Source organism: Natronococcus pandeyae (assembly GCF_008122205.1).
Lineage (GTDB): Archaea > Halobacteriota > Halobacteria > Halobacteriales > Natrialbaceae > Natronococcus > Natronococcus pandeyae.
This window is the reverse complement of the sequence record NZ_PHNJ01000006.1, coordinates 100,535-117,414: the sequence shown is the minus strand read 5'-3', so window position 1 is coordinate 117,414 and position 16,880 is coordinate 100,535. Positions and strand designations below refer to the sequence as shown.

Annotated in this window: 15 protein-coding genes; 2 read left to right on the top strand and 13 right to left on the bottom strand. The window is 65.9% G+C overall.

Annotated features, from left to right (window positions below; translation table 11 throughout):
* Positions 1-25 precede the first annotated feature (25 nt).
* Entirely contained in the window at positions 26-2,161 is a 2,136-nt protein-coding gene (locus CV102_RS12985) for a hydrogenase iron-sulfur subunit (protein WP_148858442.1), read from the bottom strand.
* Between the two features lie 220 nt (positions 2,162-2,381).
* Complete coding sequence (locus CV102_RS12980) at positions 2,382-2,780, bottom strand: hypothetical protein (RefSeq protein ID WP_148858441.1); 399 nt, start codon at positions 2,778-2,780, stop codon at positions 2,382-2,384.
* Positions 2,781-2,879: 99 nt separating this feature from the next.
* On the opposite strand from CV102_RS12980, the gene CV102_RS25980 reads away from it, so the two are divergent.
* On the top strand, positions 2,880-3,056 hold the full coding sequence (locus tag CV102_RS25980; RefSeq protein WP_187432970.1) for a hypothetical protein: 177 nt from the start codon (positions 2,880-2,882) through the stop codon (positions 3,054-3,056).
* A 37-nt stretch (positions 3,057-3,093) separates the two neighbouring features.
* On the opposite strand, the gene trpB is transcribed toward CV102_RS25980, so the two are convergent.
* Both trpB and CV102_RS12970 read right to left on the bottom strand, forming a co-directional pair.
* A complete protein-coding gene (trpB, locus tag CV102_RS12975) occupies positions 3,094-4,245 on the bottom strand; it encodes a tryptophan synthase subunit beta (RefSeq protein WP_148858440.1) in 1,152 nt (383 codons plus the stop codon).
* Positions 4,246-4,634: 389 nt separating this feature from the next.
* Positions 4,635-6,029: an FAD-binding oxidoreductase gene (locus CV102_RS12970; protein WP_148858439.1), complete on the bottom strand. Its 1,395-nt coding sequence runs from the start codon at positions 6,027-6,029 to the stop codon at positions 4,635-4,637.
* A 312-nt stretch (positions 6,030-6,341) separates the two neighbouring features.
* On the opposite strand from CV102_RS12970, the gene CV102_RS12965 reads away from it, so the two are divergent.
* Positions 6,342-7,805 carry a hypothetical protein gene (locus CV102_RS12965; protein WP_148858438.1) on the top strand — a complete coding sequence of 488 codons (1,464 nt, stop codon included), beginning with the start codon at positions 6,342-6,344 and terminating at the stop codon, positions 7,803-7,805.
* Here CV102_RS12965 and CV102_RS12960 read toward each other — a convergent pair.
* The 9 genes from CV102_RS12960 to CV102_RS12925 all read right to left on the bottom strand — a co-directional run bounded on the left by CV102_RS12960 (position 7,802) and on the right by CV102_RS12925 (position 16,847).
* Entirely contained in the window at positions 7,802-8,635 is an 834-nt protein-coding gene (locus CV102_RS12960) for a phosphate ABC transporter ATP-binding protein (RefSeq protein WP_148858437.1), read from the bottom strand. The two genes, CV102_RS12965 and CV102_RS12960, sit on opposite strands and share 4 nt — an antisense overlap.
* Positions 8,632-9,492: a PstA family ABC transporter permease gene (locus tag CV102_RS12955; protein ID WP_148858436.1), complete on the bottom strand. Its 861-nt coding sequence runs from the start codon at positions 9,490-9,492 to the stop codon at positions 8,632-8,634. Before CV102_RS12955 ends, CV102_RS12960 begins: the two co-directional genes overlap by 4 nt.
* Entirely contained in the window at positions 9,492-10,427 is a 936-nt protein-coding gene (pstC, locus tag CV102_RS12950) for a phosphate ABC transporter permease subunit PstC (protein WP_148858435.1), read from the bottom strand. The genes CV102_RS12955 and pstC overlap by 1 nt, the downstream gene beginning before the upstream one ends.
* Complete coding sequence (locus CV102_RS12945; protein WP_148858434.1) at positions 10,428-11,408, bottom strand: PstS family phosphate ABC transporter substrate-binding protein; 981 nt, start codon at positions 11,406-11,408, stop codon at positions 10,428-10,430.
* Positions 11,409-11,736: 328 nt separating this feature from the next.
* Entirely contained in the window at positions 11,737-12,720 is a 984-nt protein-coding gene (locus CV102_RS12940; RefSeq protein WP_148858433.1) for a YeiH family protein, read from the bottom strand.
* 4 nt (positions 12,721-12,724) lie between these two features.
* Positions 12,725-12,859, bottom strand: a complete 135-nt coding sequence (locus tag CV102_RS27005) for a hypothetical protein (protein ID WP_267903121.1) — start codon at positions 12,857-12,859, stop codon at positions 12,725-12,727.
* Between the two features lie 287 nt (positions 12,860-13,146).
* A complete protein-coding gene (locus CV102_RS12935; RefSeq protein WP_148858432.1) occupies positions 13,147-14,832 on the bottom strand; it encodes an NADH-quinone oxidoreductase subunit D in 1,686 nt (561 codons plus the stop codon).
* Between the two features lie 149 nt (positions 14,833-14,981).
* Positions 14,982-16,061 (bottom strand): hypothetical protein, encoded by a 1,080-nt coding sequence (locus tag CV102_RS12930; protein WP_148858431.1) that lies wholly within the window; start codon positions 16,059-16,061, stop codon positions 14,982-14,984.
* 57 nt (positions 16,062-16,118) lie between these two features.
* Complete coding sequence (locus tag CV102_RS12925; protein WP_148858430.1) at positions 16,119-16,847, bottom strand: class I SAM-dependent methyltransferase; 729 nt, start codon at positions 16,845-16,847, stop codon at positions 16,119-16,121.
* Between the last annotated feature and the right edge of the window lie 33 nt (positions 16,848-16,880).

Sequence of the window (16,880 nt, the reverse complement as noted above, 5' to 3'; positions counted from 1 at the left end):
GAGCCGGTTCCCCGCCCCCGCGCGATCACTCGCCGCTCCGGCGGTACAGTAACTTCGATCGACAGTCCGAACAGTAGTCGAAGATGCTGCCGTCGGCGTGGGGCGCCATCCCGGCGACGAGGTCGCCGACCTCGCCCTTGATTCGCTCCGCGGAGCGCTCGCTCGTGAACTCCTTCCCGCAGCTTCGACACTCGAGCATCGACCCCTCGAACACGGTCGTCCACGCGGGGTCGTCCTCGTCGGGGCGGTTTTCGGGGAGCAGCGAGAGGTCGAGCCCGTCGTGAACGGTGATCGCGTCTTCGATACAGCCCTCCTCGCAGAGATCACAGCTCACGCAGCGTTCGTGGTTGAACTCGAGGCCGGTCTTCGTCCGGCGGAGCGCGTCCGTGGGACAGAGGTTCGAACACGTCGGCGTCAGCGTACAGGCGTCGTCCACCTCGACCTGGCCGAAGTCCTTCAGTCCGCGGATCACCTCCCGTTCGGGCTCGACGTGCTCGAGGATCGTGCGGACGCTCTCGAGCGTCCAGCCGTGACTGTCGAAAGCGGGGTTCTCGCGGTCCGGATCGTCGATGCCGCCGGTCGCCTCGTGCTCGCCCGCGGGGACGGGGGAGTCCTCGAGGCCGTCGACGAACGTCGAGACGGAGTCGACGAACTCGTCGGGGGCGTCGGGCGAGGGCGCAAAGAACTCGACGCGCTGGCCGAGGTCGAGATCCGTGGTGGCCCGATTCAGTCGGTCGACGAGTTCGGCCTTCGGGTCCGGGCCGGAGTGCAGACAGCTCCCGCCGCAGCCGACGATGGCGACGCCGTCCGCGCTGGCGGCCAGCGCGTGCATGACGTGGGCTTCGCCGACGGTGTCGGTGCAGTTGACCCGGACCGGCAGAATCGGCGGGTAGTCGACCTCGGCCCTGCCGGCCGCGGCGAGACGGCCGTACTCCTGGAGGGCGTCTTCGGCGCTCTCCGAACAGACGAAGGCGACGACGGCCTCGTCGATGCCAGACCCGGATCGACCCGGAATCCAGCTCCGCTCGACCTCGTCTGGGGTGAGCAGCGCCTCGACCTCGCGAGCGATGCGCTCGTTGCTCGGCTCCCGGAGCATGGTCGCGCCCGTCGGGCAGGAACTCGTACAGGCGCCGCAGTTCTGGCAGAGTTCGGTGTGGAACTCGACCTCGTCGATCCGCGAGCGCTCGACGGCGCCGTGTGGACAGGCCTCGACGCACTCGTTACAGCCCGCCTGGCTCGAGTCGCCGGCGGCACAGACGTCCATCTCGAGGTCGAGAAACTCCGGTTTCGTGATTCCGCCCAGTTGTCGCTCGATCGCCGCGATCTTCGAGGCGGTCAGCGGCGCGGTGTAGAAGCCGATCCGGCCGCCGCGAGCCGAGTCGGTCGCGTCCGGATAGACGACCTGGTCGGCCTCGAGCGTTCGCTCGACACCCTCGAGGTCGATGGCGTCGGTCGGACAGAGTTCCGGCAGCGACTCGTCCTCGACGTCGGGGTCGATGTCGACCGGGTGTCGAGTGACCTTCCCCGGCGGCCCCTCGTGAACGCACTTCATACAGGAGATGCAGTCCTCGGTGACGCGGCTCCGGAGCGTGAGTTCGAACTCGCCGAAACTCCCGTCGACCGCGACGACGCGACCGCGTTCGATCGTCACGTCGTCCAGATCGTACTCGGTGTCGGCGAAGTCGTTCCCGTCGGCGATCAGCGTTACGTCCGCGCTCTCGGCGAGTCCGGCCGCCGTCTCGGGGTCGCCGACGACGGCGACGGCGTCGCCCGTCTCGTGGCTGAGCGACTGGTGGATCGCTTCCTCCTCGAGGCCGGCGTTGCGTGCGTTGACCAGCCGCGCGGTCTTCGCGGTCGCCTGCGGTTCGTCGTGCACCCAGCCGGCGCTCTCGCGCTGGTCGACGAACGCGACGGCGTCGGGATGGAGCCCGAGTTCCGTCGCCGCCTCCGTGATCTTCTCCTGGGCGCTCGCTTCCGGACAGGTGACGACGAGCTGTTGCAGGTCGTACTCCTCGACGACGTGTTCCAGTCCGTCGAGTCCGTCCTGGCAGAGGAGCCGGGAACTGGCCGCGACCTCGACGTCGTCGATCCCTTCCCGCGCTTCCTCGAGGTCGATATCGCACGTCCCGGCGCACGAGCAGATGAAAGCCCCGACGTTCACAGAGTACGTATTTGTGGCGATTATAAAAGATGTTTTCCGGCATGAACGGGAGATACCACTTCCGAAACCAGATCATTCCGGACGAATTCGAGACGTGTGTTCACGGTCGCCCTTTCGCCCCGGAATCCGGATACGTTCGGCCGGCCTCCGGTGGGTGCGGTTTCGCGCTCACCGATGGTGTTCGGACCGGCTCCTGATCGGGACCGAAGCGCCGGGACCGTCAGGAGAGGATCTCCGCGCTATCCGGCGAGAGTTCGACGGTGACGTCCTGTCGCGTCTGTTCCGAAATCTGGTCGATGTTTCGCGTGAGCACCTCGAGGATGTCGTCCGGTTCGGGGTAGACGAGAGTGTTGCCGTCGCCGTCCTCCATCACCAGTTGCGTGTCGTTCATCTGGATCTGATTGTCCTCGATGTTCGCGACGTAGACGGTCAGCGCCTCGGCGCCGCCGCGGTCGCCCTCCTCGACCATCGAGATGTACAGCGAGTCGATGCCGATGAGGTCTTTGTACTCACGGATTCGCTTTGCGCAGGCGACCATGTCCTCCGTGACCGCCGTTTTTTGGGGATTCCCGTGGTCGCCGTTGTAACAGTGCTTACACACCCGCAGTTCCATCCGCATGGAAGTCTATAACAAACGAACGCATTATAATCGTTCGATCACCGATCATCCGCCCTCAAGCGTTTAGTATGATAAGAAAACTGTACCGAAATATGGTTTTTGTCGATCTATCTCGTGTACGCGACGCTCGTGTTGCTCGCGATGGGCGCGTGCATGATCGCCCTGGTCGCGACGACGAAAGAGACGGTTAGCGGCTTCGGAACCGCGGGCGATGCGGTGCTCGCGATCGTCGCACTCGGCTTCGCCGCCGCCACCATCGGCCCCTCGATTCTGTAAGGCCCAGCGTGTCCGCAACCGAGAGGTTCCAGACCGCTCAGAGGTCGAACTTCGCCGCCGCGGTCTCCATATCCTTGTCACCGCGACCGGAGAGGTTCACGAGGATCGTCTCGTGGTCGCCTGCCTCGGCGAGTTCGATCGCTCGAGCGATCGCGTGGCTGGACTCGAGTGCCGGAATGATTCCCTCCGTCTCGCTTAGCTCCCGGAACGCGGCGAGCGCCTCGTCGTCGGTGACGCCGGTGTACTCGCAGCGGCCGACGGCCCGGAACATGGCGTGCTCGGGACCGACGCCGGGGTAGTCGAGCCCCGCCGAAACGGAGTGGACGTCGACCTCGTCGTCGATGACGCGGGTCTTCATGCCGTGGATGACCTCGTCTTTCCCCTTCGCGAGCGGGGCCGCGTGGCGACTCGAGTCCGACCCCTCGCCGCCGCCCTCGGCACCGTAGAACTCCACGTCATCGTCGCGGAAGGCGTGGAAGAGCCCGATCGCGTTCGACCCGCCGCCGACGCAGGCGACCGCGGCGTCCGGGAGTCCGCCCGTCCGCTCCTGGAACTGCTCGCGGGCTTCCTCGCCGATGACCGACTGGAAGTCCCGGACCATTCGGGGGAACGGATCGGGACCGACGACGCTGCCCACGAGGTAGTGGGTGTCCTCGACGTTCTCGGCGAAGTCCTCGAGTGCGGCGTCGACGGCGTCGGCCAGACCGGCGTTCCCGCGCTCGACCTCGTTGACCTCGGCGCCCATCAACCGCATCCGGAAGACGTTCATCTCCTGGCGCTCGACGTCCTTTTCGCCCATGTAGATCTCCGTCTCGAGGCCCAGCAGCGCGCCGACCATCGCGGTCGCCGTCCCGTGCTGGCCGGCCCCGGTCTCGGCGATCAGCCGGTCCCGTCCGGCCCGCTTCGCGAGCAGCGCCTGGCCGAGACAGTTGTTGATCTTGTGAGCGCCGCCGTGGAGCAGATCCTCGCGCTTGAGGTAGATCTCGGCCCCGTAGCGCTCGCTCAGGTTGCGGGCGTGGTAGATCGGCGTCGGCCGGCCGGCGAAGCTCTCGAGGTGGTCGCGAAACGCCGCCTGGAACTCGTCGGTCGACGCGACCTCGTCGTAGGCGCTCGCGAGTTGCTCGAGCGGTTCTCGTAGCGGTTCCGGCACGTGACGGCCGCCGTAGCCCTCGAACTCTCCGTCTGACATAGGTTCGTGTTTCGCGTTCGGCGTAAAGTATGTTCTGTGCATCGGGGGCCGCGTTCAGCGACTACTGTGAGAGATCAGCTTTCCGGTGAGACCACCACGAAAGGGGCTGGGCCGCTCGGGGACGGCGGCGACGCAAGCATGCGAGCGCAGCGAGCTCCCCGACTCGAGCGGCCCAGGGGCTTTCGTGATGGTCGATTCTCTCGGCGAGCCGGTGTACTCTCAACACCGTTATCGAGAGAGGTGGACGCTGTCTCGAGGCTATCCGTGGCGTCGGTTCCATCGAAACCGCTCGCCACCGGTCGGTATCCGATACGCGCGTCTCACAAAGCGCCGTGTCGAGCACTGAGACCGCCGTGCCGAGGACGGAAACGGTTCCGTCCGTCCTCGATTCACTCCGCCGGCTTCACGTTCTGATTCAGCCGGAAGCGGTTCTCCGGATCGTACTTCCGTTTTAGCTCGACGAGTCGGTCGTAGTTCTCGCGGTAGGCGAACCGCTCCTCACCCGTTCGCTCGCTGATGAAGTTCACGTACGTTCCGTCGGTCGAGTACTCGGTCAGGGCGTCGTGGCTGTTCCGGGCCCATTCGATACAGTCGTCGTCCTGTTCCGGGTCGTTCCAGCGCGCGACGATGTTCACGACGAACTCCGCGTCGCGGTGGGGGTACGCGGTCGCGTCCGTCGGGACACGGGAGGGAGCCCCACCCAGGTGGACCATCGCGAACTTCGTCTCGGGTGACGGTCGGGCCAGAGCGTACTCCAGAGACGCGTCGATCGTCTCGTCGGTGAACTCGGTGAAGTTGAGCGATTTCCAGTAGTTCCGTGCGCCCGGCGCGTACGCCGGATCGAAGAACTGCTGCCACGCTGCGTACGGGCGCGGCTCCACGTTGTCCGCGACGGGGTCGCCGAACGTCCGCAGGGGTTCGATCAGGGCCATCCCGTCCGCCAACTCGCCGGCGTAGAAGGGGGCGACCGCGACGACCGGGCTCCCGTGGTACGCGTCGGGAACGAACGGAAACGGCGGCGCCGTCAAAACGACGATCCAGACCGTGAGTTCGTCGGGGATGTCGGCCACGAAATCCCGCCAGTGGCGAACCACGGCGCGTGCGTCCTCCGCCGGATAGAGGATCAGCCCGGCCAGGATCTCCGGGCCGACCTCGTGGAGGTCGAACTCGAAGGAGGTGACGACGCCGAAGTTGCCGCCGCCGCCCCGGACGCCCCAGAACAGATCGGGGTTCTCGTCCTCGCTGGCCCGTACCAACTCGCCGTCGGCAGTGACGACGTCCACCGAGCGGAGATTGTCTACTGTCATTCCGTACTTTCGCGAGAGCCAGCCGAAGCCGCCCCCGAGCGTGAGCCCGGCGATACCCGTCGTCGAGTTGAAACCGGCCGGCGTGGCGAGCCCAAATGCCTGCGACTCGTGGTCGAGGTCGGCCATCGTCGCACCGGGCCCGACGCGGGCAGTTTGGGCGTCGGGATCGACTCGCACCGACGACATCGAGCACAGGTCGATCACGAGGCCGTCGTCGCAGACCGCGTTGCCGGCGACGTTGTGACCACCGCCTTTGACGGCGAGCGGGAGGCCGTGTTCGCGGGCGAAGTCGACCGCAGTCATCACGTCGGCTGCACCGGTGGGACGGACGACGGCGGCCGGTTTCCGATCGATCATCCCGTTCCAGATCGATCGGGCCTCGTCGTAGTCGTCGTCTCCGGGCTGGAGTACCTCGCCGTGAACGTCTCGGGCGAGCGGTTCGTATTCCCGTTGGTCGATTGGATCTCTAACTGCCATTGGTACCACTCCGATTGACGTACGAAAGCGAGCGTTAGATAGTCATCTGGCAACATCTTTGCAGTCATCGACGGCCGTGCAGGTGCCGTACGGACGTCACCGGTTGCACACCCAGCGTGGCCGCGCTGTGGATCGTCGTGTCACTCGACCGAGTAGCCGGCAGGTGCGGACGGCGTGTCCACTGCCGGCCGCACTATTATCCAGCGAACCGTGGTAGTTCGTCGAACGATAGATGACAAACGATGCTGGACCGTTGGTGTCGACTCGAGCCCGAACCCCGCCGTCGCGTCGCCGACCCGGGGTGGACGGGCGATGAGACTCTCGAGACTGTTCGCCGGCGAGGGATCGACGCCGTACGGGCTGCCGAACTTCGACTCGACGACGGTGTTCGTTCGGGCCGCCGCCAGCTACCTGCGCGGCGAGGCGTTCCCGAGATTGGGGATGATCCATCCGAAACTGGAGCCGCTCGCGAAGCGGGTGAACGCCCTGCCGCAAGAGGCCCGAACCACGATCTACACCCAGGGCGGCGCGAACGAGGGGATCGACCCCGACGACCTCGGCGACGTCGACGTCGAACGATTCCGCCAGTGGGTCGTCGACCAGTACCCCGAGCGCGGCTACCCCGCCGTGATAATCGGCTCGAGCAACGGTGCGGCGGTCCACCTTGCCGCCCTCCTTGGGATTCCGTTTCTTCCCCAGACGTTCCTCCTCCCGATCCAGCGCTCGATGGACGCCGACGCGATCCGCGAGGATATCCAGTGGGGGGCCGAGCACGCGCCGCCGTTCCTCGAGGCCAACCCGGACGTCTCGCTCCACCAGATGCACGATCCGAACCAGGACCGGCTGATGGTCCGGAAACTGGCCTACTTCCGGGTCAAATCCCGAACGCTGGGCGAGGCCTACGAGGAGTTTCTGGACACCGTTCTCGAACCCGGCGGCACGGTCATCTCGCTCGAGTGCGAGTACGACTGGCCGGCGATCGACGTCGGCGAGCGCCACAGCTTCCAGCTCGGGGGGTGTGGCGGGCTCTCGCCGGAAGAGTACTACGAGGGGAGCGAGCAGGTCGCCCGGTTCCTCGAGCGACAGAACGCCGGCCAGCACGAGTGGGACGTCCCGGAGCCGGACGGGAGGATTCCCGAGGCAGAGTGGGGATTCGATCCGGCACTTCGCGACGATATCGAGCGCGTCGCGAACGAACGCGACTACGAGGTCCGACGGCTCGCGTTCGACGACCCCCGGGACCTGAGCCCGTTCGTCGCCGACCGATACCGAGAGCGGTACGCGGACCGGGATCGGTCGGTCGACCGACTGCTCGTCCAGTCGTTCGCGCTGATCGAACCGTGGTGGACCATCCGAACCGGCTCCGTGCCGTACTGGACGGCGTTCAACACCAGATCCGACGTCGAGTTCCTCGAGTCGTACCTCGAGGAGAGCGATCCGTACGACGAGATCCGGACGACGCTGTTCTCCCACGGAATGGAGTCAGCCGGGCTGGCCTCCGTTCGGGAGTGGCGAGACGTCCTCTCGAACGCCCGCGACGAGTACGGTTTCGTCGGTGTCGACACCGACGAATTCCCGTACGACGTCGAGACGCAGGTTCGCTACCACGCGGATCTGCCCGAGGAGATCGACGCGCGGTATGCGCACCCGCCGCCGATGGCGTTCGATCGCTTCGAGTCGATCGCCGCGGACGTCGCCGAGGAGTACGAACTCGAGTGGGATGCGGTACGACGATCCGAGAACGAGCGTCGTTCAGAGACCGAACCGACCGGCTAACGAGTGGCGACGGGCTGTTCGTCCGTCACCGACTCCTCGTCGGGTTCGTCGTCGTAGTCGACCGCGGTGTGACCCTTGACGAACTCCTGGGTGCGTTCGTTCTGCGGGTTCTCGAAGAATGACCGCGTGTCGTTCGTCTCCACGAGCTCCCCGAGGTAGAGGAAGACGACGTCGTCCGCGAGCCGCTTGGCCTGGTCCATGCTATGGGTGACCATGATAATCGTGTACTCCTCTTTGAGGTCCTCGAGGGTCTCCTCGACCTGCTCGGCCGAGATGGGGTCCAGCGCCGACGTCACTTCGTCGCAGAGCAGGACCTCGGGCTCGACGGCCAGCGAGCGGGCGAGACAGAGCCGCTGGATCTGTCCGGTCGAGAGCTCGGCGCCGGGGTCGTCCAGCCGGTCTTTCACCTCGTCCCAGAGGTTCACCTTCCGGAGGTAGCTCTCCACGAGGTCGTCCAGCTCCGAGTTCGAATAGTTGCCGTGGATCTTCGCGCCGTAGGCGACGTTGTTGTAGATCGACAGCGGCAGCGCCGTCGGTGTCTGGGGGACGTAGCCGACCCGGCGACGGATCTCGGGCAGGGGCTCGTCGGTGTCGTAGATCCCCTCGTCGCCGAGGTACACCTCGCCGCTGATCTCGGCGTTGGGCTGGATCTCGTGGAGGCGGTTCAGCGACTTCAGCATCGTCGACTTGCCACAGCCCGAGGGCCCGATGATGGCCGTCAGCTTGTTCTCCGCGAACTCGGTGCTGACGCCGTCGAGCGCGGTCACTTCCCTGTTTCCGGTGTACGTTACCTCGAGGTCTTCGGTTCGGATTGCAGTTTCGTTGCTCATGAGTGTCTCCCTCCTGGTGCGAAGCGGGCGAATTTCCCCGCGAGGAGCTTCGATACGAGTATCAGCGCGAGCACGGTGATGATCAGGACGAACGACGCCGCGTAGGCGTGCGAGCGGACTTCGGCGTTGAACGACGCCGCCTGCTCGAAGATGAGGATCGGGAGCGTCGTCGCCGGATCGAACGGGCCGCCGGGCATCTGCGTGCTCCGGCCGGCCGTAAAGAGGACGGTGGCGGCGTCGCCGATTCCGCGGGCGAATCCCATGATGATCCCGGCGATAACGCCCGGCAGGGCCGCACGGACGGTCATCCGGGCGGTCTCGAACCGCGTCGCGCCGAGGCCGTAGGACGCCTCCTTCACCGTGTCCGGGGCGGCCCGCAACGCCTCGTCGGCGTACCGGGTCATGATCGGGTACTGGAAGATCGCGATCGCGATCGTCCCGAAGATCAGGCTCGTCTGGGCGCCGGCGGCGATGATAATCGTCAGCACGAACACCCCGTAGACGATCGGCGGGGTCCCCCAGAGCACGTTCAGGAACATGTTGATCACGTCCGACGTGCGCTCGCTCGAGTAGTCGCTCTGGAGGAAGATCGCTGTCGAGATCGCCAGGATCGAGGCGACCACCGTCGCGGGAACGACGATGAAGATGCTTCCCAGCACAGCGTGGAGAAAGCCGCCGCCGCCGTCTAACATGTAGCGCGAACCCGGCGGCGTCACCGCGACGGCGGGGTCGGTGATGAAGACGCGCCCGCCGCGCCAGAGGGTGACGCCGACGACCATCACCAGCACCGCGAGGATGAGCGCGGCGCTCGCGCGGGCCAGCAGGCCGAACAGTCGCTGCTCGGTGTATCGATCCATCAGTACTGCCACCTCCGTTGCAGCCGGCGACGGACGAGCATCGCCCCGAAATTAAAGATCCAGACGACGACGAGCAACGTCAGTCCGACGAGGATCAGCGCCGACTGCGTCAGCGGGATCGACATTAGCTCGCCGAAGTCGTTGACGATCAGCGTCGGCAGCGTCTCGCCCGCGTCGAACGGGCTCTCGGGGATCGCCGTCTGGCCGCCGATGAGCATCGCGGGAACGATCGTCGCGCCGAAGACGCGGCCGAAGCCGAGCAAAATCGCGGAGAAGATGCCCGGCCCCGCAGCTCGCAGGAGGACCGTCCGGATGGTCTCCCACTTCGTCGCGCCGACGCCGAGCGAGGACTCGCGCAGTTCGTCGGGGAGCGCCTCGAGCGACTCGACGGACAGCGAGATCATGAACGGCGTGACGATGATCGCCATCACGAGGCTGACCGTCACGATCCCCAGCCCGATGCTGTGGGCGCCGACGGCCGGCGCGAGGTAGTCGCCGACGAACGGGACGACGACGATCAGGCCGACGAGCCCGAAGATTACGCTCGGAATCGCCGCGAGCACGTCGATGAACGACGAGACGATGAGCTTCGTTCGTCCCTCCGCGTACTCGGCGATGTAGATCGCCGCGAGGATCGCCAGCGGCGTCCCCATCGCCATCGAGAGGACGGTGACGTAGATCGTTCCGACGATCGCCGGCAGGAAGCCGAACTCGTCCGACGCGGGATCCCAGTTCGAGGAGGTCATCATCTGGAACAGCGAGTACTCGGAGACGATCGGGATCGACTGCTGGACGAGCGTCAGGACGATGAGCCCGAACAGCGCGACGGCGAAGAAGCCGGCGCCGACGAGCCAGTAACTGCTCAGGCGCTCGAGCAGGAGCCGCCGATCGAGTCGGCTCGAGCCGTCGGAACGGTTCGTTTCGGTCGTGCCCATCTACGACGCCTCCGCGAGGATCTCGCGCTGTTCCTCGAGCTTCTCGTCGTCGATCGGGGCGTAGCCGTTGTCGCGGACGTACTGCTGGCCCTCGGTTAACACCCACTCGACGAAGTCGGCGGCGTCCTGATCGAACTCCCCGTTGGCGGCCAGGTACATGTCCCGCGCCGGCGGGGAGGGGTAGCGATCCTCCTCGACGGCGGTGAGGAACTCGTCGCGGGTGTCGTAGAACTCCTCTTCCGGCGAGAGCGTCCCGCTGCCGTCGCGATCGAGCGGGACGGGGCGGATGTCCATCTCGAGGTCTCCCGTGTTGAAGTCGTAGACGTAGTTGATGTTGTTCAGTGAGATGCCGTGAGAGTCGTTGTCGATCGCCTGGGCGACCTGCTGGTCGCCGTCGAAGTTGCCGTCGGCCATGTCCTCGAGTTCGTTCTCGGTGTAGCCGCCGAGGAACTCGCCCCACTGCTGGTAGGCGGCCGAGGAGTCCGAGCGCCCGTAGACGTAGATCGGCTCGTCGACGTCGCTCTCGACGACCTCGCCCCAGTTCGTGATCTCCTTGGAGAAGATGGCAGCGAGTTCGTCCTGAGTGAGACCGTTCTCCCAGAGGTCGCCGAATACCGGGTTGTCGACGTTGACCGTGCCGACGACGGTGTCGATGAGCATCGCGGTGGCGACCAACCCCCGTTCGATCTCGGCGTCGTCGGGGTCGCGTCCCATCATGGCGATGTCGACCTGATCGTTCATTACGTCGGAGACGCCGACGCCGGTGCCGCCGCCGGAAACGTCGATGTTGACGTCGCGTTCGGAGCTGTATATATCGGCCCAGACCTGTACCATCGGCAAGGGGCCGACGCCCCCAGAGATGCGTATCCGCGAGCCGGATCCGGAATCGGAGTCCGATCCGGAGAGACACCCCGAGAGCGCGACCGCAGAGCCGGCACCGAGTGCGGTCAGTACAGAACGACGCGAGTAACCCCGATTCATTACTACTCCCGCATACCCACTAGAGGCTTGTATTCCCTCGTTAGCCTGCAATTCTTTGGATCTCAACCCGAAACCAGCAAAGCTCTCGAAAGCGTGAGTGAGGTACCCACGCACCCCTACAGAACAGATCATTTCAGCCGGATCTCACACGCGACTGGTGTGAAACCCGGAATTGACGCGTCCGCGGTGTGGGGCTCTCGGCCTGCAGCCCGTGTGCGCAGTGAACATATTAGACGGCCGAAACCGAGTGTCTCGGTTTCGGTGGAACTGATGGCCGTACACCAGGGATAGCGAGTATTGCCGCCACCTTCGACAGTCGGGATGGCGGTCACAGCAGCAGCGTGAGCAGTGCAAGCGAGAGCGCGCTGGCGACGAGCAGTGACACCAGCACGACGACCGCGGGCATCAGGCCGGTGCTCCGGAGTTCGGCGAGCCGTATCTCCGTTCCGAGACCGACAAACGCGAGCACGAACAGCCAGCTGTAGGCGTTCTCGATCGACGCCAGCTGGCTCGCCGAGAAGACGCCCGCACTCGCGAGGAGCATGAGCGCGAGAAAACCGAGTACGAACTTCGGGAACTCGTCCCAGAGCGTCCGGACGGAGGGGCGTCCGCCGCCACCCGACCGGGCGTAGTAACTCGCGTACGCGAGGACGACGGCCCCGATCAGGGCGTTGCGCGAGAGTTTCGTCATCGTCGCCCACTGACCGGCGACCTCCGAGTGAGCGAAGCCGACCGCGACGACCGGTCCCGTCGAGAACATGCTGACGCCGGCCCAGACTCCGAAGACGATCCCGGAGAGGTTCAACAGGTCGCCGACCACCGGGTAGACGACGATGGTGATCGCGTCGAACAGCAGCACCGTCGCCGCCGCGTAGGCGATGTGGTCCTCCCGGGCGCGGATCGCGCCGGCGACAGCAACGACCGCCGACACGCCGCAGATGCCCGCGCCGGCGGCGAGCAGCGAGCCGAGCCGATCGGCGAGGCCGAAGACGTTGCGCGCGAGCAGTTCGACGACGAGGATCGTGAAGCTGGTCACGCAGACGACGACGAGCAAGACGAGTCCGCCGACCTCGAGCACCGTCTCGAGCGTCAACGACGCGCCCATGAGGACGATCCCGGCGCCCAGCCAGAGCTTGTGGGTCGCGAGTCCCGGCTCGAGGCGGTCCGGAACGCCGACGCCGTTCGCCAGAACGAATCCGAGCGCGATGGCGACGAGCAGGTGATTGAAGCCGACGGTCAGTTCGATAGCCCGGGCGAAAACGGCGCCGAGACAGAGGACGGCGAGCCCTGGAAGGAACCGGGTGGGTGCCATCTCGTCACCAGGGGATCCGCACCGCTCCGGCCACTGCGACGACTACAGCGCCGACGACGACGCTTTGCCAGTCGTGCTCGAGAGTCGTCCAGCGAGAGTAAACGGCCGTGACGTCGAGCTTCGATCGATCGAACGACATCCGTTCGGTTCCTTCGGATCGCCGTACTTAACGCTTGTCGATGCCGTCGGAGGTACCGGAAGATATTGCAGAGAGCTGTGACGGAACCGGTTGGATATCGGAATCTGTTGCGGAAACCTGCGAGACGGCGAACCCGTTCACCGGTCGATAGCACTCGCTCGAGGCATATCGGATCTCGAACCGTGGGGCAGCGTATCCCATCGCCGCCGTCCGCGATCACTCTCGCAAATACCTGGACGGGACGGACGACGACCGCTGAGACGGAAATCGGCCACTCGAGTCCCGACTCACCGATCGACGCTCCCGAGGACGATGTCGAGGCTCCCCAGCGAGGCGATCAGGTCGGCGACGTACTCGCCTTCGGCCATCTCCGGCAGCGCGGAGAGATTGTGGAAGCACGGGCTGCGGATCTTGAACCGGGCGGGTTTGTTCGTCCCGTCCGAGCGGACGTAGATTCCCAGTTCGCCCTTCGCGGACTCGACGGCGCGGTAGGTTTCGGTGTCGGGATCGGGTTTCAGCGTGCGAGGAACGTTGCTCTGGACGGTTCGCTCGTCCTCGGGCCACTCCTCGAGGAGGTCGAGACACTGCTCGATGATCTTCGCGGACTCCTCGACCTCGCGCATTCGAACGAGGACCCGGGCGTGGTTGTCACAGCTGTCCTCCGTGACGACGTTCCAGTCGAGGTTCGGATAGTAGCCGTAGGGGTCGTCCCGCCGGAGGTCGTAGTCGATTCCCGAGCCGCGGGCGACCGGTCCCGTACAGCCGTAGGACTTCGCGACTTCCGGCTCGAGGATGCCGGTGTCGATGGTCCGAATCTGGAAAATCTCGTTGCCCGTGATCAGGGCGTGGTACTCGTCGATCTTGGCCGGCAGTTCGTCGAGGAAGTCCCGACACTTCTCGATGAACTCCTCACGGGGTTCGGGCAGGTCCCAGGCGACGCCGCCCAGTCGGAAGAAGTAGAACATCATCCGCTGTCCCGTGAGGTCCTCGAGGATGTCCTGGACGACCTCGCGGTCGCGGAAGGCGTACTGGAAGATCGCCGTGAAATCGCCGTAGACGTCGAGTGCGAACGTGCCAAGCGCGAGGAAGTGACCCAGCATCCGGCCGAACTCGGTGGCCATCGTCCGCAGGACCTGAGCGTACTCGGGTACCTCGATGTCCGCGAGGTCTTCGACCGCGCGAGCGACGGCCCACTCGTTCGGGAGGTTTGCGGTGTAGTCCCACCGGTTCGAGTAGGGGATGATCTGGTACCGGTAGGTTCCCTGTTCGCACATCTGTTCCTCGCAGCGGTGGAGGTAGCCGACGTCGGGGTCGACGTCGGCGACCGTCTCCCCGTCCAGGATCGTCTTGAGGTGGAGGACGCCGTGGGTCGCCGGGTGATGCGGGCCGATGTTGATGAGCATCGTGTCCGACTCGGGGACCTCCTGGTCGGGTTGCAGCGGGTTCGCGTGCTCGGCGAACCTGATGACCTGGGGCTTGTCCTGGTCGTAGCCCATCGAGAGCGGATGGCCCTGCCACGACTCCGGCAGGAGGATTCGGCGCGGGTCAGGGTGGCCCTCGTACTCGATCCCGACGAGGTCGAACGCCTCGCGCTCGTGCCAGTCGGCCGTCCGGAACACCGGCTCGGCCGTCTCGCACCGCGGGTCGTCCTTCGGGAGCGGGACGACGAGAGTCACCTCGTGGGTCCGCTGGTCGTACTTGGTCAGGTGGATGTTCGACTCGTAGCGATCCTCGTACTCCTGGGGCGTGATACACGAGAGGTGATCGAACCCCGCCTCGTCCCGCAGAAGCCTGAGCGTCTCCTGAATCTCGTCCGGTCGGATGACGAAGGCGGGTGCGTTCTCGTGGTCGTCCCGTCCGATCGCGTACGGTTCGAGCAACTCCTCGAGCGCCCCCTCGTCGACGCCCTCCGTCCGCTGATGGTCGAACTCCGGATCGATCGGTTCGCGCTGGCGCTGGGGTGTTTCACTCATTGTCCACTCGTCGCCACCCTGTGGACGGTGGCGTGCTCTTTGCTACCGTACAGCTGACAGAGGAATGAGGGTTTTGGTGATCTGCAGTGACTCTCTCGGGTGGCAATACGACCGTCGAGCGACGACGCTCTCCCGCACGATCACGACCCTCATCGCTGGCTTCCGGTGTACTCTACCCACAGCGCCGCGGCGACGGTGAAATCCTCCGCACTGGCGTACCCCCGTTTCATGTAGGGTTCACCCGCGAGCGTGAGCACCTCGAGGAAGTTGCCGTACGGCGCCATGACGCGCTCGATTCGGGCGACCTCCCGCCGGGCTCGTTCGTCGAGTCCGTAGCGCTCGAGGCCGTTGGCGTACACGAAGCTGTTCCAGGGCCAGACGTGGTAGTGGTAGTCCCGATGGAACACGAAGAAGGGACGAACCTCGCTGGGTGTGAACGGCCGTTCGCGAAGACGGAGTCCGTTCGGTGTTTCGAGACGCTCGAGCGCGCTCGCGATCGATCGGGCGCGATCCTCGTCGACGAGCCCGAAGTAGAGCGGAACGACGTTCGCGTCACAGGCGAGCACCGAAGAGCCGCGGTGCTCGTCGAAGTACTCGCCGTTCCACAGCCCGTCCAGTCCGCGCCGAATTCGGTCGGCCTGGCCCGTGAACGTCGTCTCGACGCCCCGAGCCTCGAGCCGTTCGACCGCCGCGAGCAACATCGCGGTGTTGTACGCCTCTCGAGGGGCTGTGGCCGAGTCCCACCAGGAGCTCCCCGAACCGGCGACGATCCCGGTCTCGTCGTCGACGAACCGCTCTCGATGACGAGCAGCGAGGTCGGCGACGGCATCGGCGTGCTCGCGGAGTCGTCCCGCCTCGGCCAGGAGGATCACGAGCGCCGGGAAGGTGTCGACCCCCTCAGCGGGCGTCGCGGCGTTGTACTCCCCGTGAAAGTCGGTGAAGAAGACGTCCGAGAGCTGGTCGACGAGCCAGCCCCCGGTGTCACCGACGACGTCGTCGTACCCTGCTGTCGACAGTCCCCTCGCGGCGAAACAGAGGTCTCGCGGCCAGACGCCGTGAAAGTGGCCGCCTGACTCGAGCCCGCGTTCGGCCCGCGCCGCGAGGATCCGATCGGCGGCGCACTCGAGCGAACCGTGGTTGCGAAAGCCGTGCCGTCGCTTTTCGGCGTAATGCGCCAGTCGTCGCCGGAGCTCGCGGGCGTAGTACCGGACGGTCGGAACCGTCACCATAGGGGCACAAGCGGCTACAGGGTGAAGTGCCGACTGGCTGCGGCTGCAGCGGCCGGATTACGGCGCTCGAAACACCAGTACGCGCTCTGCCGGCCGGTCGGTCGGCATCGCCTCCGCCCACGTCGGTTCGACGGGCCGCTCGTACTCCCCGCGAAGCTCGAGCGGCTCGAGCAGTCGCGCGTAGGTCCCGACCGAGCGCGGCCAGATGTGATCGTCGCCGGGCGGACGGACGCGTTCACAGCAAACGACCAGCCCGCCGGGCGCGAGCGCGCGGCGGAGTTCAGCGACTGCAGCGTCGATCCGCGCATCGTCGACGTGCTGGAGGACGGTCCAGGTGACGGCCAGATCGAGCGCGTCGTCGGGAACCGGCAGCGACGACGCACGGCCGCGAACGAAGGTGAGGTTCGGATACTGCGTCGCCGCGATCTCGAGCGCGCGTTCGTCCGGATCGACGCCGTAATACGACTCGGCACGCATCGCGATCCACGGCGAGAGGCGACCGTAGCCGCAGCCGACCTCGAGCGAGGTTTCGGGCCGCTCGTCGGTCTCGAGGTGGTCGTCCAGAATCGCCCACAGCCCGGCCACCTCGTGGTGGAGGTTCGACGCAAACTCGGCTCTGGTTCGAGGACTCGCGGCGTAGCCGCCGGGTTCGAACAGCACGACGCCGTCTCGCCGTCGCCACTCCGGACCCCACCGCGACGAGGGGACGAGCAGTCCCCACAGGTACCGCGGGATCTTCGCCGGTCGCTCGAGTCCGCGCCTGATCAGTCCCAGCGGGTCTCTCATCCCGTTCGAATCGCGAAACGAGGTCCGGGCGCT